The organism is Elusimicrobiota bacterium (assembly GCA_040757695.1).
Classification (GTDB): domain Bacteria; phylum Elusimicrobiota; class UBA8919; order UBA8919; family UBA8919; genus JBFLWK01.
Window position 1 is genome coordinate 1 of record JBFLWK010000176.1, and the last position, 2,279, is coordinate 2,279.

2 protein-coding genes are annotated in these 2,279 nt (G+C 37.8%); both read left to right on the forward strand.

Annotation, left to right across the window (positions count from 1 at the left end; all coding sequences use genetic code 11):
* Positions 1-199: 199 nt before the first annotated feature.
* Complete coding sequence (locus AB1349_13800; GenBank protein ID MEW6558400.1) at positions 200-1,006, forward strand: transposase; 807 nt, start codon at positions 200-202, stop codon at positions 1,004-1,006.
* Positions 1,003-1,305 (forward strand): transposase, encoded by a 303-nt coding sequence (locus AB1349_13805; protein MEW6558401.1) that lies wholly within the window; start codon positions 1,003-1,005, stop codon positions 1,303-1,305. Before AB1349_13800 ends, AB1349_13805 begins: the two co-directional genes overlap by 4 nt.
* Positions 1,306-2,279: the final 974 nt, after the last annotated feature.

Here is a 2,279-nt window from a genome sequence, read left to right on the forward strand (position 1 = left end):
TATGTCATTCCCGAATGCTGTTATCGGGAATCCAGTTGTCGTATTGCTCGTAAGTCAACCAATTCAACCCCGTTGTATAATAAAATAAAATAAAGTACATAAAGTTCAAAAGAGCAAGACACACATGACACCTTGAAAATAAGTGCCACCTTTGATAGAGTATAGTTATCAGCAAAATCTCTAATCAAGGAGGCGGCACATGGATAGTATATCTAAAAAAGAGCAGTTTTGTCAAGTAAAACAAGGGATAAAAAGGGACAACGGGTATTTGCTTATCGGACTTGATGTCAGCAAAAAATCATCAACTGCCTGTTTCTACAACATTGAAAAGAATATTATCCTCAAAAAGTATTCAGTCAGCCACGATTTAGAAGGTTTCCAAAGATTCGTGTGCAAGATAGAACAAATCATGGAAACTAATAATTTTCGGGATGTTATCATCGGTGTAGAACCGACAGCTAATTATCATAAACCTATCAGCGAATATTTAAGAAACAAAAATTATTTTATGGTTTATGTATCCTCTGTTGCTGCCAAAAGCAACCGTAAGACCATTGACGGCGGACGATGGGGTAAGAATGACCCTCGTGACGCCTACAATGTTGTTGACTTAATGCGCCAGGGCAAAATCCTTTATTACCGTGATGAAAACACACAATCAATGAATATTCGCAAATATCTGCTACTCCGTCAGCGTCTAATAAAAACAAAAAATTCTCTTAAAACGCGTATCAGGAATAATATTTGGGCATGCTATTTCCCAGAACTGTGTCCTCTCTTTAAGAACTTAGAATGTCCGGATGTTTTAACCCTGCTTGAACATGGACTTTCAAGCCAAACCATAAAAAACATGGACTACCCATCGTTTGCGCACCTTTTCTGCGATACTTTTAAGCCAAACAGTAAACGATATTTACTGTTATATCATCTCTGGCAAAGTGCTAAAACCTCTATCGGTTTACCGATGCCTTCTTCTGCCTTGCAGGGCTTGATATTGAAACAATGACTTCCGGTGAATTCGCAGGTAAAGAAAAAATATCAAAAAAAGGTAATTCCCTGCTTCGCTTTGCCATCTGTCATGCTACTAATGTCGCTATATCTAAAAACAAAATCATCGGGCAAATGTTTCAGGAAAAATTGAAAGAACGGGGCAATTCAAAAGAAGCTAAAGCTAAACTTAAAATTAAATTCGCCGAAAAGTTTCTACGCGCTGCTTTTGTTATTCTGAAACACAATGTACCTTTTAACATAAATATTTTTAATGTTCCGGTGGATGAGCCCGTTCTAAACTCCGTTATGGCTTAATTGACCTCGTCGGGGACACTTTGGGACTTTCACCGGAACCGACACTTAGGGTAAAGTATGCTGTGCATAGAGTTTTTTCTATAATGCAGGATACCTACAACGATTTGAGGTCTGTTCCTTTATGGTGAATGACCATTGGTAACTTGAAAATTATTCTCTATCCTGCGGGTTTTACCCGACAGGTGGCATATGCTCTTGACTTTTTATTGTATTATGTCCCCTACTACCTACTACCCTGTCCCCTACTACGGTAATTTCCTATGCTGCAAGAAACAACAATGGAATGTGTTTAAAAAATTGTTGACTTATAAAAATAAATATGATACAATAGTATTGTAAATTGAAGCTGCTTCAAATGGAGAAAAAAATGCAAATTGATAAACTGAAACAAACTCTAATAAAACTTTGCCAGGAAAACGATGTGGTTTTTCTGAGGAATTTATCATACAATAAGTCCTTATGTAATAGACAATGTAAAAAAAGAGATGGAAGTTATATATGAAAAACGATAAGGCATATTTATATCACATATTGCAAAAGACGAGATACCAAAACTCAAATTACAGATTTCGGAGATATTGAAACGAGGAGAGAATAAATAGAAGTTTTTTGAAAATCCTGACCTGTCGTCAGGACAGGTTTGGTTTTGAAGACTTTCCTGCAAAGGCAATAAAAAGTGCCTTCATGCGCGTGACTGCGGGTGATGGCCCGGCAAAATTACCGGGTTCCATCGCTTAGATTCGGCGAGACGTATCTAAGAGGATGTTCAGCCCGGCTTTTTTATTTATGTCGGAAAGGAGGTGATGGTTATCAGTAAGTTGTAGGGATGCAATTCACTCGCCCCGTAGGAAATGTAATTTCCAACGGGATCGCACAAGTGTAAACCCTATTAGATATGAAGTTATCTAACAGGGTAAATGGGGAATGTTTCCCAAAGGAGGTAAGGTAAGATGAGTGTGCCAAGAAAGTTCCTT

Bases quoted from the DNA above. Each gene is read 5' to 3' on its own strand.
- AB1349_13805 (MEW6558401.1), top strand. From the start codon at position 1,003: ATGACTTCCGGTGAATTCGCAGGTAAAGAAAAAATATCAAAAAAAGGT.
- AB1349_13800 (MEW6558400.1), top strand. From the start codon at position 200: ATGGATAGTATATCTAAAAAAGAGCAGTTTTGTCAAGTAAAACAAGGG.